This is a genomic window from [Flexibacter] sp. ATCC 35208 (assembly GCF_001975825.1).
In the GTDB taxonomy this organism is placed as follows: domain Bacteria; phylum Bacteroidota; class Bacteroidia; order Chitinophagales; family Chitinophagaceae; genus Chitinophaga.
Map to the genome: position 1 here is coordinate 1 of NZ_MTKN01000002.1, position 25,987 is coordinate 25,987.

The following is a 25,987-nucleotide window of genomic DNA, read 5'->3' on the forward strand; positions in this document are numbered from 1 at the left end:
TAAAGACTAAACAACTTCAAATATAACGCAAAATACCGGCAACTGTTTTATTGCATATGACAAAAGTACATTTTATTGCGATAGGTGGTAGCGTGATGCACCAGCTGGCAATAGCACTGAAGATAAAGGGTTACCAGGTGACCGGGAGCGACGACGAAATATTCGAGCCTGCTCTCAGCAACCTGCGCCAAGCAGGTATTCTGCCTGCTACCATGGGATGGGATGATTCCCGCATTACCCATGACCTGGATGCTGTCATTCTTGGTATGCACGCCCGTGGCGACAACCCTGAACTCCTGAAAGCCAAAGAGCTGAACCTCAGGATCTACTCGTTCCCCGAATATATCTACCAGGAAAGTCTGCAAAAGAAACGTGTGGCAGTCGGTGGCAGTCATGGTAAAACGACCACTACTGCTATGATTATGCATGTGTTACAACAGGCAGGCAAGGACTTCGATTACCTTGTAGGTGCCCGTCTGGCCGGTTTTGCACAATCCGTGAACATCACCAGTGCACCCACCATCGTGATGGAAGCAGATGAATACCCTGCCTCTGTAATCGAAAAGCGCCCGAAGTTCCATTTCCTCCACCCGCATATCGCTGTTTTGACCGGTATTGCCTGGGACCACATCAATGTGTTCCCTACATATGAGATCTACCTGGAGCAGTTCTCCATTTTTATCAAAACCATGGAAGAGGGTGCCACCCTGATCTATAACGATACTGATCCTGAGCTGGTGAAGCTCGTGAATGCCGAAGGCGGTCATTTGAAACTGGTCCCTTATGGCGTACCTCCTCACCAGATCAACAATGGCGTGACCAGCGTTACCTTTGGTGGTCAAACCAAAGAAATGGAGGTATTCGGCGACCATAACCTGCTGAATATGCACGCTGCCAGACTGGTTTGCAACGAACTGGGCGTAGATGATACTACGTTTCTATCCGCCATCGCTACCTTCAAAGGGGCAGCGAAGCGACTGGAACTGGTAGGCAAAAATGATCATTGCGCTATTTACCGCGACTTTGCCCATGCACCGTCCAAAGTGAAGGCCACGATCGAAGCGCTAAAGGAACAATACCCATCCCGTCAGCTGATCGCTGTACTGGAATTACATACTTATAGCAGCCTGAATGCTGCCTTTATGGTGCAGTACCAGGGTGCTATGGACAAGGCAGATGTGCCTGCCGTATTTTATAGCCGTCATGCCCTGGAAATCAAGCGTATGCCAGATCTGCAGCCGGAAGGCATTGCACAGGGATTTGGCAGAAACGACCTCCAGGTATTCAATAACCGAGAGCATCTGCAGGCGTTTCTGGACGCACAAAATTATCAGAATGCAAACCTCCTGCTGATGAGTTCAGGAGATTATGAAGGAATGAACGTACCTTCGCTCACAAAGTATTTATAAAAATCAGTCATGCCATCACTGCAACTTACAAGGCCCCTGGCCGTTATTGACCTTGAGACAACCGGTACCAATGTGGCCACAGACCGTATCATCGAGATTGCGATCGTTAAAGTAATGCCCGACAAGAGCATTCAGAAAAAAACCAGACGCATCAACCCAGGCATGCCGATCCCTCCAGCTACCACTGCCATTCATGGAATCAGTGATGAAGATGTGAAGGATTGTCCTACATTTAAACAGGCTGCGAATGAACTGAGACAGTTCATGGACAATTGCGATATAGCCGGATATAACTCAAACCGTTTTGACATACCGCTGCTGGTAGAAGAATTCCTCCGTACCGGACTGGAATTCGATGTGAAAGGACGTAAATTCATCGATGTACAGAAGATCTTCCATCTGATGGAAAAGCGTACCCTCAGCGCGGCCTACAAATTCTACTGCGATAAGAATCTAGAGAATGCACATAGCGCGGAAGCCGATGCACTCGCTACTTACGAGATCCTGGAAGCCCAGCTCGACCGTTACGAACAGTTACAATCAGAGGTGGACCCCCTGGCTGAATTTACCAAAGAAGAAGAATATGTTGACTTTGCCCGCCGCATGATCATGCAGAACGGCACAGAAGTTTTCAACTTCGGAAAGTACAAAGGCCGGGCGGTAAGAGATGTGTTGAAGATTGAGCCTCAATATTATGACTGGATGATGAAGGCCGATTTCCCTTTGAATACCAAGCAAAAACTCACAGACATCTACCACAGTATGATGTTAAAAAAGATTTAATGTTTATAAAATAGGGAACATATTTCCCGATTATTATAATTTCGCAGTCCTAAAACAACACTTAGCTGATTGGAAAAGCTTGTCATCATTCCGACCTACAACGAGAAGGATAATATCAGGAAGATCATTGATGCAGTATTCTCACTGCAGGAAGACTTTCACATTCTGATCGTTGACGATGGGTCGCCGGATGGAACCGGGAATATAGTAAAGTCCTTACAGCAGCAACATCCGGGGGAACTCTTCCTTTCGGAAAGAAGCGGCAAACAAGGTTTGGGTACTGCTTATATTCATGGGTTCAAGTGGGCGCTGGCCAAGGGATACCAGTACATCTTCGAGATGGACGCGGACTTCTCCCATAACCCGAAAGACCTGCCAAGGCTTTATAATGCATGTGCAGTTGAAGGTGGGGATGTAGCCGTTGGCTCCCGCTATGTAAAAGGTGGCAGAACAGAAAACTGGCCATGGGATAGGGCTGTGCTCTCCTACGGCGCTTCTGTATATGTACGGTTCGTGACCTGGATGCGTGTAAAAGATGCGACCGCCGGATTCGTATGTTACAAGAGACAGGTACTGGAATCAATCAACCTGGATGCTATCCGGTTCGTTGGATATGCATTCCAGATCGAAATGAAGTTTACTGCCTGGAAACTGGGCTTTAAGGTGAAGGAAGTGCCTATCACCTTTATAGATCGTAAGGAAGGATATTCCAAGATGAGCAAGGGGATTGTGAAAGAAGGAATATTGGGGGTGCTCAAGATTCAATGGGAGAGCCTGTTTAGGAAGTATGAGAGAAGAGTGCGGAATGAACAGTTACAGGAGCAGGAACAATAGAGAATGCTGATATTGCTGCCTCAGCCTATTGGCAGCGGACTGATACAAAAATGAAAAAACCTTTGCTGCAATTACACCTGTCAGTCTTCCTGGCAGGTTTTACGGGCATCCTTGGGAAGCTGATTTCCCTGAATGAAGGATTGCTTGTTTGGTACCGACTATTATTCACTGTCATTTCTCTGTTTATTATATTTCGCTGGAAGGGAATGTTGTCGCGACTGTCGTGGAGACAATTAGTTCCTATTGGATTGAATGGGGTGGTGATTGCTATGCACTGGCTGTTCTTTTATGGGAGTATTAAGTACTCGAATGTAAGTATCGGCGTCGTTTGTTTTTCATTGACAAGTTTGTTTACGGCGGTGTTAGATCCGATTATCAGCCGGCGAAGATTTGATGTGAGAGAGTTGATGTTGAGTGGGATTACGCTGGCGGGTATTGTGATGATTTTCCATTTTGATTCGCAGTATCATACAGGGATTATAATGGGGATCGTGTCATCTGTTTTTGCTGCGCTGTTTACGATTGTGAATAAGAAGTTGCTTACACATTATGATTCACCTTCGATTACGTTTTATGAGTTGTTAGTAGGGTTTGTGGTGTTGTCGTTATTTATGCCGATGTATTTAGGTGTGGTGAATCAACATTTCTTACTGCCGTCTACGACGGATCTGATCTATTTGCTGATATTGAGCTGGGCGTGTACGGTGTGTATGTATATGTTGCTGATGGCGGCGTTGAAGAAGGTGAGTTCGTTTACGACTAATCTGACTTTTAATTTAGAACCTGTTTATAGTATTATTATAGCGTTTGTATTGTTTCAGGAGAATAAGCAGTTGAGTTGGGCGTTTTATGCGGGGTTGGGGTGTATTATTCTTTCGGTGTTTTTGCAGATGCGAAGAGTGATAGCAAAATAAAAGAAGCCGCCTTTATAAGGCGGCTTCTTTTATTTTAATAATGTACATACCCGATCAAACCACGGGCTTTAGTACCAGATGTCACAGATATGCTTCCTTTGAAAATAACGGTGTAACTGCGTTGTACAGTAAGGTTCGCGATATTCCCTGTCGTCAATGCCATGGTAGCAAATACAGCCCTTCCTGACAACGGTGTTGCTGACGAAGCAGAACGGGTCACATAGAGCGTATCCTTTATGTTTACATTGTAAGCAACGGGGATGTAATCACTCAATTCACCGGGACTGAGTCCGGCCGCTACCACACCATGTTTGGCGGAGTAGAGATCAACGGTTTTACCGGTGGTATCATTTAAGACCGTGTGAATAAAACGGATATCGATCATGCCGGTATCAGGTGTAGGGAATGCATCCTGTGTAAAGATCTGCCCTGCACTGGTGAGAATAAAAGTATAGTATTTACCAGCTTCGAAAGTGTCACTGAAGCTTTGTAAACTGATGCTATCACCAACTAAGGTACCGGGTTTAAACAGCTCTACTGTTTGTGTACCCGGGTCAATGGTGAGATAAGAATTGACACCGGATACAGGATAGATACCATTGTAAGTGATGGCCGCACCATTCACTTTTGTACCTCCCACATAGATATTGAATGTATCCAGGTTTGTTGATGCATGTACTACTTTCAAATACGCTTTCCCGCTTGTTCCTTCTTCCGTAGCATGAATCGTGAATTCCTTTTTACAGGCTGTGATCCCCATCAATAAGGCCATACCTGCTAATATGAATCTACGCATATCGAATATTTTTATTGTTGTGAAAACCAGCATTCCTTCGTATGATAATCCAGTTCCAAAGCACCCAATGCTGTCAGTGCAGGAATGTTGTACAGGTATTCTGAGTTGTACCTTGGACGACAACGGTAAACCAGTTTCTGGTTGTTATTGATATACAGATCAGCAGCGCTGAGTGGCGTCCATCCTGCATATACCTGCGCACCTGTAACAGGGTCGAGGTCTGTGTAGTGGAAACGACGCATATCTACCCATACTTCATTTACACCAAAGCAATACATAGCAATGTACTTTTGCAGCATGATATGTGTGAGGGTCAGGTTCGCTGCACTTGTAGGTACCACACTGGCATTGGCCATGTAAGTGGCTTTTGCAGTAGCCGTCATTTCCTTGCCCGCCGGAATGTTTGTAGGATAATCCAACATCATATCCATGCTGAGAGAGATTGCGTTTGTATAGGCAGTCAAAGCAGTGGCTTTATCACCTTTGCGATAAGCCGCTTCTGCTTTCATGAATTGCATTTCTGTAGCTGTCATTACCGGCCATGGAGAATCATCTGCATAGAGGTAGCGTGGATTCAGAGATTTGGAAGAACTATACTGACCACCCCAATAGTTGCGTGGCAGGTCGGCAGTATCTAAACCTGTGCTACCAGTAGCGCCATAGTTAGGGCGGATACCTTTGAAGGTGCCATTGAAGTTTTCACGAATCAGGTAGTAAGCACGGGGATCAGCTACCGGGAAGACGGTGTTGTTGCCACTTTCAAGGTTGGCGATATACTCGCCCTGTACGAGAGAACCGATGTTTGCACGGAAAGGACCAAAGTAGTTTTTAGTCGCGCTGGTTGATGCATTCGCTACTCTGTAAATGGCATTGTCTTCATTGCTGCTCATGGCCAGATCTGCATACTTGATCACAGAATCCGGCTGGTAAGTAGATTTATTGGAGAGATGGTTGTAAGAACGGGCAAGCACACCATATACAAACTTCTTCCACTTATTCACATCACCATTGTAGAGGTAAGCATCGCCTTTGGCAAGGTTGGTAGCGCTTACACTATCACCAGTCATGTTCAGGTAAGTCAGTGCACGAAAAGCAACAGCTCTGGCAGTATCATATACATCGGCCTGTGAGTCGTAGTCAAACTGATCCTGGCTGGTGTTGAACGCTTCTTTCAACACTACTTCACCATATTGATCCGTGAGACTGAGCCATCCCCAGGCACGCAGTGCATAGGCTACACCTACGTAATCCCATTTTTTTTGTTCAATCCCCCACTCTACTACCTTGTTCAGGTTTTGTCCCATGCCATAATAGTGGGCAGCCCACAGGTTCCCCATAATATCGCTGGAACCCGTAGCGCCTCCCATTTTGTCGTATTGATTGCCATTGGCATTTGCACACCAATATTGTATATAACGCCCGGTGTAATAGTTATCTACTACGGTTCCATAGTTCGTACCATTGGCCGTATAACTGTTAACCAGGTTAGAGATCAGGTTGGGCAATAATGTTTCGATCGGTTGTTCCACATCCGCATTGGGATTGGTGTAGGCATCATCAATCAGCTTCTTACACCCCGTACCCAGCATACCTATGATAGCGCCCAAGCAGGCATATTTCAACAATTTATTCTTAGTCATACCTGTAGTTTTTTAATTAAAATGAAACCCTTAAACCAAAGTTGGCACTCACCGGAGCAGGCAGGTTGCCATAGTCAAATCCGAATCCACCTACGCCTCTGTTGGCAGAAGTATTTCCATTGCTCACCGGGTCTGCACCTTTGTAGTTGGTGATCAGCACCAGGTCATTGAAGGTGGCAAATGCACCGATGTTGCTGATACCTTTCCACTTGCCAAAGTTGTAGCTGATGGTCAGATCGCGGAGGCGGAACCAGTTCACATCTTTCTGGATGAATTCTTCTTCAGGCATATTGGTGTAGTAAGCCTGCTGGCGATAAGGGAGTACTACGATATTGTTTTCTGTAGGTTTGTCTGTGTTCTGCAATCCATCGTTCAGCACACCTTTGATGATACGGGAAGTTTCTCTGTCGGCAGTCTTGATGCCTTTACCTTGTACGGTCAGGTACATGTCGGTGGCGTCAAATATATCGCCGCCTACTTTCAGGTCCCAGAGGAAACTCAATGTCCATTTTTTATAACGGAGGGTATTGTTGATACCCAGGGTGAAGTCTGGATTACGATCACCGATCACGCCGAAGGTAGCATCGATAACAGGGAGGCCTGTCAAAGGATTGATGAGGATATCACCTTTGTTGCTGCGGGAATAGTGATAACCTGTGATAGTAGTCGTTGCGCCGCCTTTCTTGAGGCCACCTCTGGCATTGCCGTACACCCAGGTATCAGCGATATAATATTCAGTGAGGGTGCTTGGGATGGCAAGTACCTTGTTGTACATCTTGTTAAAGTTCAGGGTCAGGTCCCATCCAAAATCCTTTTTGCGCACGGGTGTAGCAGAGATCATGGCTTCGATACCTTTATTGCGGGTAGAGGCCGCGTTCATGGTATTCAGGATAAAACCGGTAGCATAGCTGGCGCGGAAATTTTCAGCGATCTGGTCCTTCACCAGTGTATTGTAGTAAGAAACTTCTGCATTGATTCTACCATCGAACATTCTGAACTCTGTACCTATTTCAAAGGTCTTTTGTCTTTCCGGTTTCAGGTTAGGATTCGCATTTGTATACCCATATGAATAACCACCACCACTAGCCAGGTTATTCACAAATACAGACTGGTTGGCATAGGGTGAAGAGAGACGTGCGGTACTCGCCATGGAAGCGCGGACTTTCCAGTAGCTCAGTACCTTGCTGGTTTTCATACCTGGAATCACTTCACTTGGAATGAAGCTGGCGCTGATGCCAGGGTAGTTATAATTGCGGGAGGCAACTGGCATGATGCTCGTTGTTTCGAAACGCTGTGTGAAGCTCACGAATGCGAGATCGCTGTAGCCGATGGCTGCTTCGCCGAAGTAAGCGATATTCCTGTTGATGCTCATGTTGTACAGGCCTTTTGCATTTCTGAGCAGGCGGGTACGGGTGGTGGGATCTGTATTGCTGCTGTCTGTACCCATAGGGTCAGTGAGGTTGGTACCTCTTACGGCATACATACCTGTTTCATTATCCTGCCACATGGTACCGATCATTACGCGACCATTGAACTTCTTGTAACTCTTGGTAGCAGTTGCAGTGATGGTGTGGTTATAACTCCAATATTTCAGGTAGTAATTTTCCAGTGCACCATTCTGTGCGGCAGTAACATTGTAGGAATCAGGGTTGTATAACATATAGCCGTCGGTGTGATAGGCATCGTAACCGAAGCGACCTGCTACTGCCAGCCATGGGAATGGATTGATGTTGATACCCAAAGTAGCGATGTAACGGTTATTTTTATCCTGGCTCAGGTTACGTTCTACACTGAATACGGGATTGTCTACTTCTGCATTCGGAGAGTTGCCCGCTACGAGTGTAGCTTTGCCCCCTGTAGAATCCTGCCAGTCATGGATATCATGATCGGTAGGCCAGAGGTATAAATCCAGCAGGTAACCGCCGGCACCTCTCAGGGGTTTGTTGTTCACACTGTTGATAACAGAGAAGCTGGGTGTGATTTCAACATGCTTACCGATTTTGGTAGTATTGCTTAAGCGCAGGTTGAGTTTCTTGTAATTATTGTTAGGGATCACACCATCCTGGTTGATGTAAGATGCAGAGAAACGGAAGCCGGAATTCTTCACACCAAAGTCAACACCGAGGTTATGGCTTTGGGTAAAACCGGTTCTGAAAAAGTTGTGTACGTTATCATACAGTTTGGTGGTATCGCTGTATTTAGGACCAAAGAAAGTACCGCTGCCTGACTGGAAGATGGAGCTGTACACACCGTCTGTACCAGTGTTGTAAGCATTGGTCACTTTATTGAAGCGGGTGATCTTTTGTGTACGGAAGCTATTGTCATAGCTCATGTGAATGCCTTTTCCTTTGCTTCTTTTGGTAGTGATCACGATGGCGCCGGAGCTGGCCTGGCTACCGTACAATGCAGTGGCTTCTGGGCCTTTTAGTACGGTGATGCTGGCGATATCAGCGGGGTTGATGTCGGCAGCGCGGTTGGTGTAATCACTGTTTTTGTTTGCCATGTCGGATACGAGACCGATACCTGCACCGCCATTGGAGCTTTGGTTCAGGGTCTGGTTGTCCACGATGATACCATCTACGACGAATAGTGGTTGATTGCTCAGGGAGAGGGAGTTAAAACCTCTGAGTACGATAGAGGAACCGGAGCCTGCCTGTCCGGTGGTAGGTGTGATGGTCACACCGGCTACCCTGCCTTGTAAAGCATTGACAAAGTTTTCACGTTGTGTGGCGGCGATTTCATCACCACTTACACGCTGTACGGAGTAACCGAGTTCACGGGCATTACGCTTGATGTCCATGGCAGTGACTACAACTTCGCCGAGTTCACCATTGCTGGGTTTCATCACGACTTTGGCGGCATCGCTGGCATTGATTCTTACTATGCCATAGCCGATGTACGAAAAGATGAGTTGTTGTCCTTTTTCAGCGGGGATGGTATAGTGGCCGCTGGCATCGGTTTGGGTCCCTTTTTTGGTTGTAGTGTTGACTACAGTTACACCAATCAAAGGGGTTTTCCCGTCTTCTGCCAATACGGTACCTGTTACCGGCGCCGTCTGACCAAATGAATGTAATAATGAGGATAGTAGAAGGACTATCATCATTCCGGCAAATTTTCGCATAGCATTGATTTTATGAATAAATAGGCAAAAGTATCCCTGCTGCGCAGATTGCGCAGTTTCAACAAACCAGAATAAACTGAGTGGTAACTGGTGTACCTCAGTAAATGAATACCCTGTAGCTACATAGTGCTATTGTTTACGATCAAATGTGACTACGGCTCAGATGAATGAAAAAGTTCAATAGTTAAAGCTGGTTGATAAAAATTCTTACATACTGGTATACTTACCCTTCACCATAAAACAAATAAAAAAACCGCATATTCCCGCATTTATTTGGCCAATTTATGCAAATATGTTTGTTGATTCATGCATAAAGCGGCATTGGGGAGAAAATACTATTATTTTTATTTAACCTTTCATACTTTTTACGGGATTTGCGAAGTGTATTTTTTTTAATTTGGTAGTCATATGAAAAAAATGATGGTTACAGCCGTTCTATCCGGCATATCTCTTCTCACCTATGCGCAACAACCAGCAAAAAAACCACTCGATCAAAGTGTGTATGACAGCTGGCAAAGCATTGGCACCAAAGTCATCAGCAACAATGGACAATTGGTTGTTTACACCATTACACCACAGGAAGGTGATGCTTCTCTGGTGATCTACGACACAAAATCAAAGAAACAAATTTCGGTGCCCCGTGGTAGTACACCGGTTATTACGGAAGATAACCGATATGTGGTGTTTGCCATTAAACCCACTTTTGCGGCTGTAAGACAGGCAAAAATTAAAAAGAAAAAAACGGCAGAAATGCCGAAAGACTCACTGGGGATCTTATATCCGGGTGCAGATACTGTATACAAAACTGGTACCATCCGCAGTTTCAAAACGCCTGAAAAAGGCAGCGGTGTACTCGCTTACCTGCTGGAAAAAACACAGGTGGATACGAGTAGCGGCAACCTGGTGATTGTATCGCTCAATAAACAACAACAGGATACCATAAAAAACGTACAGGATTATGTGATCAGTAAAACTGGTAACTACCTGCTCGTAGAACTGGTAGCAGATAAAAAAGATTCTACTACGCATGATGCCCTGCTTCGCTGGGATGTAAGCGCGAGAAAAGCAGATACACTGAGCAGAGGTTTTGGTAACAGAACACAACTTTCATTTGATGATGCAGGTAAACAAGCAGCCTGGGTAAATACCCGCGATAGCGTAAAAGCACTACAACAGTTCTATGAATTGTATTACTATACTGCTGGTCAGGATACTGGTGCAATTGTGGCAGACAGGAACACCAAAGCGTTTCCGGCAGGTTGGTCTGTGAGTCAAAATGGTAAAGTATGGTTCAGCAAAAACGGTGAAAGATTATTCTTTGGTTCTGCACCTGTTCCGGCGGCGAAGGATACGAATATCGTAGACTTTGAAGTGGCGAAAGTAGATATCTGGAATTACCTGGATGATTACCTGCAACCGATGCAGTTGAAAAACCTGGAAAAAGATCAGCAGAAGAATTTCCTCGCTCTTTATTTTCCTAATAATAAAAAAGTATTGCAACTCGCAGATAAAGATGTGGATAATGTGACGGTTGCTGATGAAGGGAATAGTGATTATGCAATTGCCTATACAGATAAAGGTCAGAGAGTGGCAGTACAGTGGACAGGCGGTACGTTGAAAACATCTTACCTGCTGCGTATTACAGATGCTTCACGTAAACTCATCATCAAAGATCTGGATAGTGCATCTTATATTTCTCCTGATGGAAAATATGTGATCTGGTATGACCTGAATCAAAAACATTATTTCACATACGAAACTGCTACAGGTACTACGCGTAATATCACCTCCAACATTCCTGTTCAGGTATATGATGAAGAAGATGATCAGCCGGAAACACCGGGTAGCTATGGTATCGCAGCATGGCTGGAAAAGGATGCAGCTGTGTATATCTATGACAGGTATGACATCTGGAAAGTAGATCCTTCCGGAAAGCAGGCGCCAGTAATGATTACAGGTGGTACGGGCAGACAACAGCAGCTGGTGTTCCGCTATGTGAAACTGACTAAAGATGAACGCTTCCTGAAAGCAGGTCAGCAGCTGGTGTTAGTCACTTACAATGATATCACAAAAGAAAACGGTTATTACACGACAGAAAGTACAAAGAGTAATTTGAAACCAGTAGTAATGGGGCCTTACAACTATACAAAACTGGTGAAGGCAGATAATGCGAATTACTATTTGTATTCCAGAGAAAATTATCAGCAATCGCCAGATGTATATGGTGGTAGCGATATTGCACATGCTGTACAACTGAGTCATCTCAATCCACAGCAGGCGGAATACAACTGGGGTACAGCTTCTCTCTTTAAATGGACGGCTTATAATGGTCAGCCGGCTGAAGGTATTTTGTACAAACCGGAAGACTTTGATAGTACGAAGTCTTATCCGGTGCTAATGTATTTTTATGAGAAATTGTCTGAGCAATTATACTGGTATATTCCACCAGCACCAACACCTTCCAGACTGAATATTTCTTTCTTTGTGAGCAGAGGTTACCTGGTACTGGTGCCTGATATACATTATGAAAAAGGGCATCCGGGCAAGAGTGCGTATGACTATGTAGTGAGTGGAGCACGTGCATTGGCAGCACATTCATGGGCAGATAGTACCAGGATGGGTATACAGGGGCAGAGTTGGGGTGGTTATCAGGTGGCATACCTGATCACAGCTACTAAGTTGTTCAGTGCAGCATGGGCGGGTGCGCCAGTGGCAAATATGACAAGTGCTTATGGTGGTATCAGGTGGGAAAGTGGCATGAACAGGCAGTTCCAGTATGAGCGGTCTCAGAGCCGTATTGGTGCTACGCTGTGGGAGAAACCGGAGTTGTATATTGAGAATTCTCCCCTCTTCTACCTGCCAAATGTATCTACTCCATTGGCTATCATGGCAAATGATGCGGACGGTGCAGTGCCCTGGTATCAGGGGATAGAGCTGTTTACAGGTATGCGCAGACTGGGAAAACCGGTGTGGATGCTGAATTACAACAATGAAGCACATAATTTGATACAGCGGCAGAATAGGAAGGATATTTCCCGTAGGGAGCAACAGTTCTTTGATCATTTTCTGAAGGGGGCACCTGCGCCTGAGTGGATTTCGAAAGGGGTTCCTGCGTTGGATAAGGGGAGAAACTGGGGTTGGGATGTAGAGAAAAACTAATGTCCGATGCCGGGCAAAACTGCTGATAACTAACTGATTTCAGGGATATAAATCAAAAGCACTAAGGGCCGCAAATTGCGGCCCTTAGTGCTTTTAGCCCGATTTATCCGTTATAAATTATTGTGTCTCAGTCCAATCAAATTAATTTTTTTTATATACAATCTAAGTTCTATGTTTGTATGAGAAATGAGACCCTGATTGGATTGTGATTTTAACCGACTAACCACCTAACGTGCTGATCCTATGAACTTCCGTATCTACTCCCCGGCAGCATCGCTTGCCCCTTATGTAAAGCATTACTATCATTTACACAATGACAATGATGGCTTGCTACATCTTCCTCAGAACCTGTTTTCTTTGGGTGATCTGTATATGGTTTTCTTACAGGAAGGTGAAGTAACTTTTCAGCCTGAACAACATCCTTCTTTTACACTACCTAAAGCAGCTGTGGTAGGACATTTTACCTGTCATCATACGATCAGGGTACAAGGACCGGTGAAGATGACGGTTGTACAGCTGAATGCGTATGGTTGTTATAAACTGGCCGGACTGAACATGTCTGCTTTCAACAATTATTATCGTGATTTGCTGAAGCAGGATAGTGGGCAGTGGCAGCAATTGGTAGAAGCGATACAGCAAACCACTGATTTTATGCAGTTGGATGTTGTGCTGGATAAGGTGTTTATTGATATGATGGCCACACAGGAGCATTCACTGAAGCAGATGGATGAAGTGGCTGATTATATGTTGCGTCATCAGGGGCATGTGAATATAGAAAGGTTGGTGAGGAAGTTTAAGATTTCCCGTCCTACATTGGAGAGGAAGTTTATGGAGGTGATTGGAATTACGCCACAGTTGTATGCCAGGATGTTGCGATTCAGAGATGCGATGAGGCATATGCAGCAGATGAATGTAGAGCAGTGGCAGTCATTTATTACGAAGAGTGAGTCTTATGATCAGGATTTGTTTAATCAGGATTTTCAGTTTTTTAAGGGTTCTGAGAGTACGATAGCGAGGATGCCGGTATCACAGACGATGGCGGTAGCATAACGATAGGAATAATACTTCTATTTCCCTGCCTGAATTTTTGCATGCGCAGATAATTTTTACTATACAATGAAAAAGGTGTCTTGTTCGAGGCACCTTTTTTGCTTTCTTTGTAGCTCATACTGATCTCTATGATGCTCAACCATAACCACAACGCCGAGTACTGGCGTGAACATTTGCAATTGGAATCTCATGTGGAAGGCGGGTCTTTCCGGGAAACTTACCGGGCGGCTTTGAAAGTACCGACGTCGGTATTGCCGTCTACCTTTAAGGGGGAGCGGAATGCATCGACGGGGATTTATTTTTTGCTGGAATTTGGAGATTTTTCTGCTTTTCATAGAATAGCGGCGGATGAGATGTGGCATTTTTATGATGGGTATACACTCACGATATATGAGATTAAGCCGGAGGGGGCACTCGTGGTGCATCAGCTGGGGAAGCATGTGCATTTGGGAGAAATGCCACAGTTGGTGATATCGGCGGGTAGTTGGTTTGCTTCGAGGGTAGAGGTGGAAGATGGATATACATTGGTAGGGTGTACAGTGGCGCCGGGGTTTGATTTTGCGGATTTTGAGTTGGGGGATCGGGCGGAATTGCAGAAGGCGTACCCGGCCCATGCGGGGATTGTGGAGGAATTAACGAGGTAGCTGAAGCTTTAGGGCTGAGTCAATCAGATAGCTGATAGTGATGACTGAATTTATCAAATAACTGTTAGCTGGTGGATGAGCTAACCTGATAGTGATGACTGAATTTATCAGCTCAATGATGGTTAAATTAACCAGATAATTTATGATTGCCAATATGAAAAAGTTTTTACGGTTTTTGATAATTGTAGGGTTTGCATTATTACTCTTTTGGCAGGGAAAACAGTTTGGGAGTAAGAATGTGAACCAGGAGATATTATCAAACAGCATGATTGTGAGGGAGATTGCGGAGCTGGCAAGTTTGGAAGTGCAGGGGAATGCGACGATCAAGAGGAGCAATGTGGCGAATGATGGGAGTTGGATGAGTAATATGAAAAAAGCATTTGTAGAGAATACAATTTGGGTGACGGTGCCTTATGTGGCGAAGTATGGAGTGGATGTGGATTCCCTGAATTTTAAGGTGGAGATTACTGATAAAAAGATTGTGGTGAAGTTGCCAGAGCCGAAGTTGTTGAGTTATGAGTTAAGGGTAGACAGGATGGAGACGGCGAATAGGAAAGGTTGGTTGTTGTTTTCGGATGACGAGACGTATACGGATGTGCAGAAGAAATTATATACTGAATCGAGGGGGCAAATGGAGGGGAATAAGTTGTATGTGAATCAGAGTAAGGAGAAGGTGGTGAAGATTATCAAAGAATATTATAAACCGTGGTTAAAGGATCACGAGTTAATAGTGGAATTTGATGGCGAAAAGGCCCCCACCCTCAATTAGCGAAAATTTCAGGTTGGGCTTCACCCGACCTGAAATTTTTGTGTACGTGCGATTGAAGGAGCTGCCTGAGGCAGCTCCTTCAATCGCACGTAATGTTTTTAGGCGGCATTATTGGCTATGTATTTTACGAGACTTCGTTTTGCGATCGGTAACAATGTTTCATTTACAGGAAAGGTCAGCTTCGTTTCCACGCGGTACACCGCAGGATTCGGGAGTTTCTTCCGTTTCTTAATAAGCGTAGTTTTGATATGTTCGCAGGAATGAACAAGATCTTTAGCAAATGACTCAAGGTACTCTGTATGAATCCCCCTATACTTCTCATCATGCCGCTCAAAAATGCTTAGCCTGTACTCATATACCAAAGTCTCCTGTTGCCGGCCATCACACAAAAAGAAATACCCCTCCTGAGAATCCAGGGGAATCAGCCCTACGGGGGAAATCCGCAGACTGTCCTCTACAAATTCATAGATTTCAGTACCATCTTTGATGGCAGTATTCATCCGGAACATAGCGAACTGAATAATATTCTCCAGCTCCTTCATCAGCTCATCATCCGCGATGATCTGTTCATACAATAACTGTAGACGTTCAATATTCACAGCAGTCAGTCTCTTGGGAAATTGTTGTTGGAGGTACTGTTTGTTGTCCCTGAAAGATACCAGATTGTTAAAGTGAAAAATGAGGTCTCCCAGCTGCGGATACAGCTTGTTTTCATTAAAATAACGGTTGATTTGTTGAAGATAAGCCAGTAAAGAGTACTTTTTTGACTCAAAATCAATATAACCGTCTGCAAACCAAGTTTCGCTCAGACTCTTCATATTAAAGATAAATTAATGGATTATCACACTTAATTTACAAAAAAAAACGCATATTCCACCCCCCATTTTGGTGGTATCCATGGGGATTTCAGGGTCAAAATGACCCCCAAAAATTCCTATCAGGAAATAATTTTGAGGGCTGATGCATTTATTGAACTTATTTCTTTAACTTCAGTATTATTTTTCATTTTTTTAATTTTTTAGTCATGAACATTTACGTAGCCAACCTGCACTACAGGTTGAACGATGCGGACCTTCACCAGATATTCAGCGAATTTGGCGAGGTAACTTCTGCAAAAATTATCAAGGACCATGAGACTGGCCGTTCACGCGGTTTTGGTTTTGTGGAAATGCCAAACCAGGAAGAAGGTAGCAAGGCTATGGATAGTTTGAACGGTACTGAAATCGAAGGCAAACAACTAATGGTAAACGAAGCAAGACCTAAACAACCGAATAATAATTCAAGAGGTGGTGGATTTGGTGGAAACCGCGGTGGCGGCGGATATGGTGGCGGCGGTGGCCGTGGCCGTTACTAATTATTCTGTTGGCCCAAAGCTTATTTCGGTCAAGAAATTAAAGGCTCCCAATTCCGATTGGGAGCTTTTTTTATGCCCTGATGGCAACAAAATGACCCTTCAATTCCTAGTGAATTTCCTGGATGCTATTCGGGAAAAAACAAAATAGCACTCCTAATCATTGAAGGCTTTTTATATCCTGAACCCTGAAAGAAAAGGCTTACTCCCTCTCCCCAAAAGGTCTTCCTCCCTCCTTCTTATTTCCTACCTCTTCCAATAAAAAAAGTACTCCTACCACAAGTAAAAAGTGGTCTACTTACAAGTAAAAAAATGCGCTTACCACTAGTCCAGCGTAGCATCACCACAAGTAAAAAAAGCACTTACCATTAGTCTAAAGTGCCCTCATTACAAGTAAAAAAGCGCTCCCACCACAAGGTGAAAGCGCTCTTCGCTAAAAAGGTTCGCCATCAGCGGGCAATTGAAGCCGAGGCAAAGCCCATTAATATTCCCGATGTGTATCGAAGTTCTCTAACTCATGTACTACCGCACTTAAGAAGGTAGAACCCAATGCCCCATCAATAATTCTATGATCATAAGACATTGACAGATACATCATATGTCGGATCGCAATCGTATCCCCATGTTCTGTCTCTATCACCACCGGACGCTTCTTTATTGTACCCACTGCCAATATCGCTACCTGCGGCTGGTTAATAATAGGCGTACCCGCCAGGCTACCAAAATTACCCACATTCGTGAGGGTGATGGTACCATTCTGGGTATCATCCGGCTTTAATTTATTATTACGTGCAGCGTTCGCCAGCAGGTTTACCTGCCGGGTCAATCCCACCAGGTTTAGTTGATCTGCATTGCGGATCACCGGTACAATCAGGTTACCGGTAGGCAGTGCTGCCGCCATACCCACATTGATATCTTTCTTGATGATGATCTTATCACCTTCCAGAGAGCTATTTAATAATGGGAAGCGTTTGATACATTTTACCAATGCTTCTATGAAAAGCGGTGTGAAAGTGATCTTCTCTCCTTCTCTCTTTTCAAAGTTCTTCTTCTCCTGCTCTCTCCACCTAACAATATTTGTTACATCTGCTTCTGCGAAGCTGGTCACGTGCGGGCTTGTCTGCACGCTTCTCACCATGTGATCAGCGATCAGTTTGCGCATACGATCCATTTCGATGATCTCTGCAGTACCATTGTAAGATACGGAGTGACCATTGGAATTAGCTTGTGATTGTGGTTGTACCTGCACCTGCTGTACCTGAGGTACCTGTGATTGTGGTTGAGGCTCTGATTGTTTTTGTGTCTGTGGTTGAGCCTGAGCTTGTTCCTGTGCTGGCGCTTCTGCGGCCCTGGCCGGCATTGGCGTAGCGGTAGGCACAAAACCTTTCGCCTTGGATTCAACGTAGTTGAGTATATCTTTCTTAGTCACACGACCCTCAGTGCCTGTACCCGGAATCTTCTCCAGTTCGGCAAAACCGATACCCTCCTGCTGTGCGATCGTCAGCACCAGCGGAGAATAAAAACGAGGGCCAGCAGCAGTTGTAAACTGAGGCTCATGTACTTCCTCCTGTGGCGTTACCACCTCCACTTCGGCCTGTTGCTGTACAGGCGCTTCAGGAGTGGTCGCAGGCGCAGTGGCTGCGGCTTCCACATTCGTGTTGATACGTGCTATCACAGCACCTACCGGAACGACATCATTTTCTGCGTAGAGTATCTCGGTAATTTCGCCATCGGCGATAGAAGGTACTTCGCTGTCTACCTTATCAGTGGCAATTTCCAGGATAGTCTCATCAGCTTTTACCTGATCTCCCGGTTTTTTGTGCCAGCGTAATATGGTGGCTTCCATTATACTTTCTCCCATCTTGGGCATTACCAGTTCTACAATGGCCATAAGATTGCGTTTAACTATTTGATAGAAAACAAAAGTATGAATTAAATACTAATAATCAGGAATGGGGAAGATGCATGCAGCCTTTCTGATGAACATCATTTTATAGAATGATCTTCCGCAGCTCATTCTATAAATAGGCTGCTGACATCTGAATCATTTACTGAAAGATCTTCCATGGCTCACTCATTGCATACGCCGCTGCCAAATACATATTTACTGTATGATCTTCCGCAGCTCATTCATTGCATAAGCCGCTGTCATCTGAATATTCAAATACCGATCATATCTTAACTGAAACTTCGCAGCTACTGTTTCATGCGCACTACCTACTCCTACCCATACCGTACCCACAGGCTTCTCCGGTGTTCCACCATCAGGCCCCATGATGCCGGATACGGCTATCACATAGTCAGTTTGTAAATGAGCCAGTGCTCCACGTACCATCTCCTTTACCACCGCTTCACTCACCGCTCCATTTGCCGCCAGTGTTTCAGGTTTTACTCCCAGAATACGGGTTTTGATTTCATTCGCATAGCTGATCACACTGCCTTTGTACCATGCGGAACTACCCGGCACCAGTGTCATACTATGTGCTATAAAGCCACCAGTACAGCTTTCAGCCGTACCTACGGTTTTACCTTTTTCCTTGAGCAACTGACCAACCACCTCTGCCATCGGTTGATCCTGATCTGCCACCACGATGTCTGACAAAATATCTTTCAGCTGGTGAAACTGCATTGACAATGAAGCAGCTGTCGATAATTTATCTTGTCCATGGGCCGTGAGGCGCAGTTTGATGGTACCATACGAAGGCAGATACGCCAGTTTGATATTGGCTGGCAGCTGTGCTTCGAAATCCACCAAACGCTCTGCTACAAAGGACTCTCCCATTCCAGCAATGATCAATGTCTGGTGCACGACCACCGGTGTCTGAAAATATTCCTTTAATCGTGGCAACACATGATCTTCCATCAGACCTTTCATCTCAAATGGAACACCCGGCATGGATACGAACACTTTACCATCCTTCTCAAACCACATACCCGGTGCGGTTCCCCGCTTATTATGCAATACGGTACATACATCCGGCACCAGTGCCTGATCCATATTACGTTGTAATGGAGGCAGTCCACGGCTTTCGAAGAACTCCATCACCTGTTTATAAGTGGCTTCATCCCTCACCATTGTGCCGCCAAAATATTCTGCCAGCGTAGGTTTGGTGATATCATCTGCAGTAGGCCCCAGGCCTCCTGTGATCAATATGATGGGCGACAGCGCGCTCTCATCGTCCAATGCCTTTACGATGGCTTCCTTCACATCGCCAATCGCCACCCGGCGATGCACCCATATACCCATGGCATTGAGTTGCTGCGCCATCCACGCCGAATTCGTATCTATCGTCTGTCCGATCAGTAATTCATCGCCAATTGTGATGATACTGGCTACTACCTTTTGCCCTTCCATAGTATTGTTATTATATTACAGGCTATTCAAAAAAAGGCGCTAAAGCTTCCCGCATTACCGGAGGCAGGCCATATTTCGTTTTGGTATCTGCATGTAAAAATACGAGTGTGGTCACCCCTACATTCAGCAACTCGCCCTTTTCGTTGTACAATTCTGAATGGAACCGGATCTTGTGATCTACTGGCATCTCCTTCAGTATAGTCTTCACGGTTATCAGGTCATCATAGTATGCCGGCCGTATGTACTTTACATTCAGCTCTGCCACTGGCATGATTACGCCTTCTTTTTCCAGCTGGGCGTATGTAAAGCCCAGTTTACGGATGGCTTCTGCACGTCCTACTTCATAATATAAGCCATAATTCCCGTAATAAAGGTACCCCATCTGGTCTGTCTCTCCATATCGTACCCTGATTTGTGTCGTCTCTATAAACATATCTTTGCTTTAACTTTCTCATTTACAGCACTTATTTACCGATTGCATTGTCCAGGCTGAACTTTCCAGGACCACTGAACAGGATCACAAGGAAAGGAACAAGGTACAATATAGCTGGTTCCTGATCTTTCAGTGACTGATGACCATGGATCATAAACAATGCCACACCCATCGTAACTATCACAGGCACAGTGGCTAAGCGGGTCAGAAGACCTATTACTACCAGTCCTGCACAGAACACCTCTGCAAATACTGCTAAGCCCAGGGAAACAGCGTGACCTATATGCAATGGATCAGGAAAGGTATCCTTCATCCCCGAAAATCCTTTTAATTTAGAGAGACCATGGTTCCACAGCAACAGGGCGCCAAAGCCCACGCGCAGTAACAAAAGAGAGAAATTGATTGCACCGTTGGATGCTTTAGAGGAAAACAGTTTGCTCATATGTCAAAAATGGTTTGATCTTTGCACAAATATAAATCTTTGATTTTTTGATAGTGTATGAAATTGGTGAAGTTGCATCTGCCTCCGGCAGAAGATGTTGAATAGAGGGAGGGATAGAAAGCGGGATTTGCATTCCACTTCGGCAAAAGATATTGCATGCAACGACAGATCGGGAAGATCCAATTTGCATTCCCCTTTGTCAGAAGGTATTGAATGTAAGAGGGAATAACGCAATTCAAATTGTAATTCCTTTTCTAACACCCTATCAAATAAGGGCTTTGAATCTGACAGCACATCATTCCATGTTGTAATCTGCAAAGCTTGCGCAGTTTATTAATTAAAAGCAATAACTATATTTGTCCCTGTTTTAGTTTCCCTGAAAGCATTATTTATTGATCCTTAACAGAAAATAATAACTGTAAGGGATTCGTTTAAAACGCATATTAAAGTTTATAACAGGTTAAAAGCATGCAATTCATAAAAAAGTTTCTTGTTCCCGGACATTTGTTTCTCTATCTGGCTACCTGCTGTATCCTGGCTACTTCGGTCGCCAACGCCCAGCAAACCCGCATCTACACGGAGCCGGATAAAGTCTTCAAAGACGCCCAACAACTTTTCCAACAGGAAAAATATGCGGTGGCCATGCAATTGTTCAAGCAAACACTTGATAATATCGGTTATTTCCAGGAGACCAGCCGTAGCCTGGTAAAAACTGACGCCCAATATTATTATACCGTCTGCGCCCTTAAACTGGGCAACGCCAACGCTGAAAAAGCAGCCCTGGAATACATTGCCACCTACAATAACAATGCAAGGGAACAACTCGTCAGCTATCAGCTGGCTAAATACTACTTCCACCAGAACAAACTGAAGGAAGCCATTCCCCTCTACGAAAAAGCAAACATCGAGAACCTCTCCAACAACGAAATAGCTGAAGCAAAGTTCGAACTCGCCTATTGCTACTTCAATGTGAAAGACTTCAAAAAGGCACAGCCACTGTTCCAGTCGATTAAAGAGCTTCCTGGTAAATACTATATTCCGGCTAACTACTACTACGGTTTCATTGCCTACTACAATCACCAGTATGCTGAAGCCCTTACCAGCTTCCAACGTGTAGTGAAAGAACCTAAATACAGCACTGTCGTACCTTACTATATTGCCGAAATTTATTACTTCCAGCGTAAACCTGACCAGGTGATCGCTTATGCTGAACCACTCGTAAATGCAGGCGGTCAGTACTACGAAGCGGAACTGAAACAGTTACTGGGACAGACTTACTTCGAAAAAGGTAACTATGCAAAAGCACTGCCTTACCTGCAGGAATACCAGGACAATGCAGAAGAAGTACGTAAAGAAGATATCTACCAGCTGTCTTTCAGCTACTACCAGACTGGTAACTACGCAAAAGCTATCAATGGTTTCAAACAACTGAGCAGCGAAAAAGACTCACTGGGTCAGAACTCTATGTACCTGCTGGGTGACTGTTACCTGAAAACAGGTCAGAAAGCCAACGCACGTAATGCCTTCGCCTTCTGTGCGCGCAACAGCGCTAACCCTGGCCAGCAGGAGATCTCCCGTTTCAACTACGGTAAACTCTCTTACGAACTGGGTTATGGCGACGTAGCTATCTCTGAACTCACCAGTTTCCTGAGCACGTATCCCAATTCTGCTTACAAAAACGAAGCAAGAGAAGTACTGGTCAGCGCATTCCTCAACACCAATAACTACAAGGATGCGATGGCGGTCATTGACCAGATCCCTGACAAGAACCCTACTGTGCTGAAAGCGTATCAGAAAATCGCTTACGGCCGTGCAGTAGAACTGATCAACGACCAGCAATTGCAGGATGCTGACAAACTGCTGGACATTGCCATCAAGAATTCTTACGATAATAATGTCGTTCAACTGGCTCACTTCTGGAAAGCAGAAATTGCCATGCGTCAAAACAATACAGATGGCGCTATCACTCACCTGAATGCTTATCTGACCAGCAACGCACCTTCATCTGGTGAAGCGAATCCTCAGACTGCAAGCTACAACATGGGTTATGCGCTCCTGAAAAAAGAAGATTATACCCGTGCCCTTCAACACTTCGAAGCTGCGCAACGTACTACCGGCCCTAATGCGGCCCGTATCACCAACGATGCTGCGCTGCGTGCTGCTGACTGTTACTACATGCTGAAAGATTATTCCAAAGCACTGACGCTGTATGATCGTATCATTTCAGGCAACCAGCCTGGTTCTGACTACGCTACTTATCAGAAAAGTATCATCCTCGGTATTCAGGGTAAATCAAATGAAAAAGTGGCCCTGCTGAAGCAATTGGGTGATAAATATCCTACCTCAGGTTTTGGTAACGATGCTGATCTGGAAATCGCCAATACTTATCTGGCAGATGAGAAATATACTGAAGCTATTCCTTACCTGGAGAATGTGCTGAACAAGCAGCCAAACGGCCCGAATGCACCAAGAGCATTGCTGAAACTGGGTCTCTGCTACTTCAACAGGGATGATGAGACCAAGGCACTCTCCTATTACCGTCAGGTGGTAGAGAAGTACCCTAACTCTCCTGAAGCAAACACCGCACTGGCCAGCATCAAAGACATCTATGTAGGTCAGGGTAAAACAGATGCTTACGTAGCGTTGCTGAAATCTACCGGTCACTCCGTATCTACCAGTGTTGAAGACTCCCTGTCTTATGCTGCTGCTGAAGCTAAGTTCAGCACCGGCGATTGCACAGGTGCTACAGCAGCTTTCACCAGTTACATCCAGCGATTCCCTGACGGTCAGTTCATACTGCCTGCTCAGTTCTACAAATCAGAATGCGCTTATAATAATAAAGATTACACCGGTGCATTGCCTGGTTATGAGTTTGTATTGTCTAAAAACGCCAGCCTCTATGCAGAACGTGCTGCATTGCAAGCTGCCAATATCAACTATTACCAGAATAAAAATTATGAGAAAGCACGTACTTACTACCTGCAGTTACAAGACCTCTCTACCAGCAAGGAAAATACCTTCACTGCTACAAGAGGCCTGATCCGCACCAACTACCAGCTGAAACACTGGGATGAAGTAGGTAACTATAGCGAATTACTATTGTCCAGCTCCAATATCAGTACTGACGACCAGATCATTGGTCACTTCTACCTGGGTAGATCTCAGCAGGAACAAGGTCAGTACGACGAAGCGATGAAGGAACTGAAAATAGCTGCTGGTCTGACAAAATCAGAAACCGGTGCTGAAGCAAGATATAATATTGCGGTTTGCCTGTTGGCTAAAAACGACCTGCCTGCTGCTGAAAAAGCAGGCTTTGATGTGATAAAAAATACGCCGGGTTATGAGATGTGGGTTGCAAAATCCTACATCCTGCTTGGCGATATCTACGCCCGTCAGAAAGACTATTTCAATGCCAAGGCGACTTACCAGAGTATTGCTGAAAATAGCTCTATCGCTGAGCTGAAAGCGGAAGCAAAAGATAAACTGGCGAAGACAGAGGCTGAAGAAAAAGCCGCATCAAAGATCAAATCCAATAAATAATTACGAACTACGACCATAGCATGAACTCATATATCAAACATATTCAACGGGTTTTAACAGTTGCAGGCGCAGTAATGCTGGCACAGCAGGGTACTGCCCAGGACAAAAACCTGAAACAGGAAACGATTGATATCATCTCAAATTACCGCCCGAAACTGCGGGATGCGGCTAAACTGAACCTGACAGCTTCCCTGCCGGCTTCTGATACCACGCGTCCTAAATATCAGTACCAGGTACCTGCGCTGAACCTTTCCTTCCTTTATCAGCCAGTACCCCTGAAACCACTGGCTTTGGGTAAGGATACACTGGCCAACCTGCAGAACAACTTTATCAAAGCCGGTTATGGTAACCTGAGCACACCGCTCATCCAGGCTGGTTTTGGTAGTGGCAGACAGGATAAGTACAACTTCGGGATCTATGGTAACTATACGTCTTCCAAAGGGAGTATCAAGAACCAGGATTATAGTACACTCAATGTACTGGCATCCGGTACTTACTTCTCCCCTCTACTCGAGATCAATGGTAGTGTAGGTTATGATCGCAACCAGTTACATTATTATGGATATGACCATGCGGCATACGACTATAGCAAGAGCGATGTAAAGCAGGCCTTCAACCAGTTCACCGCACAGGTGGGTGTGAAGAACAGGCCACAGAATGACTGGGCATTTATGTTCCAGCCTTCTGCAAAGTTCATTTACTATAGCGATGCTTACAACCGCAAGGAGCCAACTGTAATACTGAAAGCACCTGTGAGCAAACAATTGTTCGAAGATATCTTCCTGCGTGTGGAAGGTGTGTTTGACCTGTCTTCTTTCAAAGCAAAAGACAGTGCACAGTTTAATAACAATGTTGTAGCGATTCATCCTGCACTGGAAATCATCAAACCAAGGTTTGTATTGCATGCAGGTGTGAACCCTACCTGGACGAACAGTAAGTTTTACCTGTTGCCAGACATCGTGAACGAGTCACACATCATTTACAAGAAAGTGATCCTGAGCAGTGGCTGGATTTCTTATATCAATAAGAACAGCTTCCGCAACATGACCAATACGAATCCGTTCTTCACCAGCTATGGCAGCGGTATCCTGAATACCCGTGTGGAAGAGAAGTACACAGGTATCAAAGGTACCCTGGGTAGCCACTTCAACTACAACACCAAGTTTGCAGCAGTGACCTGGTACAACATGCCGCTGTTTGTAAATGACAGCCTGGATGGTAAGACTTTCTACACCAGGAACGAAGCTGAACTGCGTGCATTCAACCTGCATGGTGAAGTAGGTTATATCCAGGAAGAGAAGTTCCAGCTGCGTTTTACTGTAGACTGGTTCAATTATACCAAACAGAAGACAGAGGTGAAACCATGGGGACTGGTGCCATTCCAGACCGAAGCGTTTGCACAATATACTTTTGCCAGAAAACTGCACCTGAATGCAAATGCATTCTTCCTGGGCAGCAGTTACTACCTGGCAAACGGCGATTTCCAGAAGACCAAAAGCGGTTGGGACCTGAATGCAGGTGCCAGCTATGACATAGGCAAGAACTTCAACCTGTGGGTGAACGCTAATAACGTGTTCAATACCCGCTACCAGCGCTGGTATGGTTACAACACCTACGGTTTCAACATAGTAGGTGGTGTAATGGTTAAATTTTAAAATCGTACCATTGCAGTCTGTGAGGCTATCTTTCTCTCACGGGAAGGATAGCAAACACAGGCATATTTATTGATAGAGAGTTATTTTACAAA

At 45.0% G+C, this 25,987-nt stretch carries 19 protein-coding genes; 11 read left to right on the forward strand and 8 right to left on the reverse strand.

What is annotated here, in order from left to right; translation table 11 throughout:
• Nucleotides 1-56 precede the first annotated feature (56 nt).
• The 4 genes from murC (at nt 57) to BW716_RS01575 (ending at nt 3,940) form a co-directional block, all read left to right on the forward strand.
• Entirely contained in the window at nt 57-1,409 is a 1,353-nt protein-coding gene (murC, locus tag BW716_RS01560; protein ID WP_083720350.1) for a UDP-N-acetylmuramate--L-alanine ligase, read from the forward strand.
• Between the two features lie 9 nt (nt 1,410-1,418).
• Complete coding sequence (locus BW716_RS01565; protein WP_083720351.1) at nt 1,419-2,192, forward strand: 3'-5' exonuclease; 774 nt, start codon at nt 1,419-1,421, stop codon at nt 2,190-2,192.
• 69 nt (nt 2,193-2,261) lie between these two features.
• Nucleotides 2,262-3,026: a polyprenol monophosphomannose synthase gene (locus tag BW716_RS01570; protein WP_083720352.1), complete on the forward strand. Its 765-nt coding sequence runs from the start codon at nt 2,262-2,264 to the stop codon at nt 3,024-3,026.
• Between the two features lie 50 nt (nt 3,027-3,076).
• Nucleotides 3,077-3,940, forward strand: coding sequence for a DMT family transporter (locus tag BW716_RS01575; RefSeq protein ID WP_083720353.1), 864 nt, complete (start codon nt 3,077-3,079; stop codon nt 3,938-3,940).
• A gap of 34 nt (nt 3,941-3,974) precedes the next feature.
• On the opposite strand, the gene BW716_RS01580 is transcribed toward BW716_RS01575, so the two are convergent.
• Genes BW716_RS01580 through BW716_RS01590 form a run of 3 tightly spaced genes read right to left on the reverse strand, consistent with a single transcriptional unit; the run spans nt 3,975 to nt 9,479 of the window.
• Nucleotides 3,975-4,736, reverse strand: a complete 762-nt coding sequence (locus tag BW716_RS01580) for a DUF4397 domain-containing protein (protein WP_179090962.1) — start codon at nt 4,734-4,736, stop codon at nt 3,975-3,977.
• 11 nt (nt 4,737-4,747) lie between these two features.
• The gene (locus tag BW716_RS01585; protein WP_083720355.1) at nt 4,748-6,376 is read right to left on the reverse strand and encodes a SusD/RagB family nutrient-binding outer membrane lipoprotein; all 1,629 of its coding nucleotides are present in this window, start codon (nt 6,374-6,376) and stop codon (nt 4,748-4,750) included.
• 16 nt (nt 6,377-6,392) lie between these two features.
• Nucleotides 6,393-9,479 carry a SusC/RagA family TonB-linked outer membrane protein gene (locus BW716_RS01590; RefSeq protein ID WP_179090963.1) on the reverse strand — a complete coding sequence of 1,029 codons (3,087 nt, stop codon included), beginning with the start codon at nt 9,477-9,479 and terminating at the stop codon, nt 6,393-6,395.
• A gap of 426 nt (nt 9,480-9,905) precedes the next feature.
• Here BW716_RS01590 and BW716_RS01595 point away from each other — a divergent pair, with 426 nt between their 5' ends.
• The 4 genes from BW716_RS01595 to BW716_RS01610 all read left to right on the forward strand — a co-directional run bounded on the left by BW716_RS01595 (nt 9,906) and on the right by BW716_RS01610 (nt 15,119).
• Entirely contained in the window at nt 9,906-12,656 is a 2,751-nt protein-coding gene (locus tag BW716_RS01595; protein WP_143708684.1) for a S9 family peptidase, read from the forward strand.
• 243 nt (nt 12,657-12,899) lie between these two features.
• The gene (locus BW716_RS01600; protein ID WP_083720357.1) at nt 12,900-13,706 is read left to right on the forward strand and encodes a DUF6597 domain-containing transcriptional factor; all 807 of its coding nucleotides are present in this window, start codon (nt 12,900-12,902) and stop codon (nt 13,704-13,706) included.
• 128 nt (nt 13,707-13,834) lie between these two features.
• A complete protein-coding gene (locus BW716_RS01605) occupies nt 13,835-14,350 on the forward strand; it encodes a cupin domain-containing protein (protein WP_083720358.1) in 516 nt (171 codons plus the stop codon).
• Between the two features lie 154 nt (nt 14,351-14,504).
• The gene (locus BW716_RS01610; RefSeq protein ID WP_083720794.1) at nt 14,505-15,119 is read left to right on the forward strand and encodes a DUF4230 domain-containing protein; all 615 of its coding nucleotides are present in this window, start codon (nt 14,505-14,507) and stop codon (nt 15,117-15,119) included.
• Between the two features lie 98 nt (nt 15,120-15,217).
• Here BW716_RS01610 and BW716_RS01615 read toward each other — a convergent pair whose 3' ends face one another.
• On the reverse strand, nt 15,218-15,937 hold the full coding sequence (locus BW716_RS01615) for a hypothetical protein (protein ID WP_083720359.1): 720 nt from the start codon (nt 15,935-15,937) through the stop codon (nt 15,218-15,220).
• A gap of 206 nt (nt 15,938-16,143) precedes the next feature.
• On the opposite strand from BW716_RS01615, the gene BW716_RS01620 reads away from it, so the two are divergent.
• Complete coding sequence (locus tag BW716_RS01620; RefSeq protein WP_072361796.1) at nt 16,144-16,473, forward strand: RNA-binding protein; 330 nt, start codon at nt 16,144-16,146, stop codon at nt 16,471-16,473.
• Nucleotides 16,474-16,951: 478 nt separating this feature from the next.
• Here the strand turns inward: BW716_RS01620 and BW716_RS01625 are convergent, their stop codons facing one another.
• The 4 genes from BW716_RS01625 to BW716_RS01640 all read right to left on the reverse strand — a co-directional run bounded on the left by BW716_RS01625 (nt 16,952) and on the right by BW716_RS01640 (nt 20,700).
• Nucleotides 16,952-18,361, reverse strand: coding sequence for a dihydrolipoamide acetyltransferase family protein (locus tag BW716_RS01625; protein WP_083720360.1), 1,410 nt, complete (start codon nt 18,359-18,361; stop codon nt 16,952-16,954).
• Between the two features lie 213 nt (nt 18,362-18,574).
• Nucleotides 18,575-19,825: a CinA family nicotinamide mononucleotide deamidase-related protein gene (locus tag BW716_RS01630; protein WP_083720361.1), complete on the reverse strand. Its 1,251-nt coding sequence runs from the start codon at nt 19,823-19,825 to the stop codon at nt 18,575-18,577.
• A 22-nt stretch (nt 19,826-19,847) separates the two neighbouring features.
• Nucleotides 19,848-20,258 carry a thioesterase family protein gene (locus BW716_RS01635; RefSeq protein ID WP_083720362.1) on the reverse strand — a complete coding sequence of 137 codons (411 nt, stop codon included), beginning with the start codon at nt 20,256-20,258 and terminating at the stop codon, nt 19,848-19,850.
• 31 nt (nt 20,259-20,289) lie between these two features.
• A complete protein-coding gene (locus BW716_RS01640) occupies nt 20,290-20,700 on the reverse strand; it encodes a DoxX family protein (RefSeq protein WP_083720363.1) in 411 nt (136 codons plus the stop codon).
• Nucleotides 20,701-21,168: 468 nt separating this feature from the next.
• Here BW716_RS01640 and BW716_RS01645 point away from each other — a divergent pair, with 468 nt between their 5' ends.
• Together BW716_RS01645 and BW716_RS01650 are read left to right on the forward strand one after the other, a co-directional pair.
• The gene (locus tag BW716_RS01645; RefSeq protein ID WP_083720364.1) at nt 21,169-24,240 is read left to right on the forward strand and encodes a tetratricopeptide repeat protein; all 3,072 of its coding nucleotides are present in this window, start codon (nt 21,169-21,171) and stop codon (nt 24,238-24,240) included.
• 20 nt (nt 24,241-24,260) lie between these two features.
• Complete coding sequence (locus tag BW716_RS01650; protein ID WP_083720365.1) at nt 24,261-25,895, forward strand: hypothetical protein; 1,635 nt, start codon at nt 24,261-24,263, stop codon at nt 25,893-25,895.
• Nucleotides 25,896-25,987 lie beyond the last annotated feature (92 nt).

Bases quoted from the DNA above. Each gene is read 5' to 3' on its own strand.
- BW716_RS01565 (WP_083720351.1), top strand. From the start codon at position 1,419: ATGCCATCACTGCAACTTACAAGGCCCCTGGCCGTTATTGACCTTGAG.
- BW716_RS01610 (WP_083720794.1), top strand. From the start codon at position 14,505: ATGAAAAAGTTTTTACGGTTTTTGATAATTGTAGGGTTTGCATTATTA.
- BW716_RS01585 (WP_083720355.1), bottom strand. From the start codon at position 6,376: ATGACTAAGAATAAATTGTTGAAATATGCCTGCTTGGGCGCTATCATA.
- BW716_RS01605 (WP_083720358.1), top strand. From the start codon at position 13,835: ATGATGCTCAACCATAACCACAACGCCGAGTACTGGCGTGAACATTTG.
- BW716_RS01635 (WP_083720362.1), bottom strand. From the start codon at position 20,258: ATGTTTATAGAGACGACACAAATCAGGGTACGATATGGAGAGACAGAC.
- BW716_RS01580 (WP_179090962.1), bottom strand. From the start codon at position 4,736: ATGCGTAGATTCATATTAGCAGGTATGGCCTTATTGATGGGGATCACA.
- BW716_RS01645 (WP_083720364.1), top strand. From the start codon at position 21,169: ATGCAATTCATAAAAAAGTTTCTTGTTCCCGGACATTTGTTTCTCTAT.
- BW716_RS01625 (WP_083720360.1), bottom strand. From the start codon at position 18,361: ATGGCCATTGTAGAACTGGTAATGCCCAAGATGGGAGAAAGTATAATG.
- BW716_RS01590 (WP_179090963.1), bottom strand. From the start codon at position 9,479: ATGATGATAGTCCTTCTACTATCCTCATTATTACATTCATTTGGTCAG.
- BW716_RS01615 (WP_083720359.1), bottom strand. From the start codon at position 15,937: ATGAAGAGTCTGAGCGAAACTTGGTTTGCAGACGGTTATATTGATTTT.
- BW716_RS01630 (WP_083720361.1), bottom strand. From the start codon at position 19,825: ATGGAAGGGCAAAAGGTAGTAGCCAGTATCATCACAATTGGCGATGAA.
- BW716_RS01640 (WP_083720363.1), bottom strand. From the start codon at position 20,700: ATGAGCAAACTGTTTTCCTCTAAAGCATCCAACGGTGCAATCAATTTC.
- BW716_RS01595 (WP_143708684.1), top strand. From the start codon at position 9,906: ATGAAAAAAATGATGGTTACAGCCGTTCTATCCGGCATATCTCTTCTC.
- BW716_RS01575 (WP_083720353.1), top strand. From the start codon at position 3,077: ATGAAAAAACCTTTGCTGCAATTACACCTGTCAGTCTTCCTGGCAGGT.
- BW716_RS01620 (WP_072361796.1), top strand. From the start codon at position 16,144: ATGAACATTTACGTAGCCAACCTGCACTACAGGTTGAACGATGCGGAC.
- BW716_RS01650 (WP_083720365.1), top strand. From the start codon at position 24,261: ATGAACTCATATATCAAACATATTCAACGGGTTTTAACAGTTGCAGGC.
- murC (WP_083720350.1), top strand. From the start codon at position 57: ATGACAAAAGTACATTTTATTGCGATAGGTGGTAGCGTGATGCACCAG.
- BW716_RS01600 (WP_083720357.1), top strand. From the start codon at position 12,900: ATGAACTTCCGTATCTACTCCCCGGCAGCATCGCTTGCCCCTTATGTA.